Below are 535 nucleotides of genomic sequence, written 5' to 3'. Positions count from 1 at the left end.
CAATTAAGGTGAACGGTCATCACGAAATCACATCCACCAGCAGGACGTGTGACCATCTAATGATCGACCTTGAAACCATGGGAAAAAATCCTGATGCCCCGATCATCTCAATAGGTGCAATATTTTTCGATCCGCAAACCGGAGATATGGGACCGGAATTTAGTAAGACTATCGATCTGGAAACTGCTGGCGGAGTCATTGATCGGGACACCATTAAATGGTGGCTTAAGCAATCACGCGAAGCGCAATCTGCCATTATGACCGATGAAATCCCGTTAGATGATGCACTGTTACAATTGCGGGAATTTATCGACGAAAACTCCGGTGAATTTTTTGTTCAGGTCTGGGGAAATGGAGCCAACTTCGACAACACGATTTTGCGCCGTTCATACGAACGGCAGGGGATCCCCTGCCCGTGGCGTTACTACAACGATCGCGATGTACGCACAATCGTTGAGCTGGGGAAAGCCATAGACTTCGATGCCAGAACGGCTATTCCATTCGAAGGTGAGCGCCATAATGCACTTGATGACGC

1 protein-coding gene is annotated in these 535 nt (G+C 48.2%); it reads left to right on the top strand.

Annotated elements, in window-relative coordinates:
- The coding region (locus C0K55_RS25785; protein WP_129754540.1) for a 3'-5' exonuclease at positions 1–535 on the top strand (535 nt) is incomplete at both ends.

The sequence above is a fragment of the Escherichia sp. MOD1-EC6098 genome (assembly GCF_002965865.1).
Classification (GTDB): Bacteria; Pseudomonadota; Gammaproteobacteria; order Enterobacterales; family Enterobacteriaceae; genus Escherichia; species Escherichia marmotae.
Note: the sequence above shows the minus strand (reverse complement) of the source record. Positions and strands in the feature narration are given on the sequence as shown.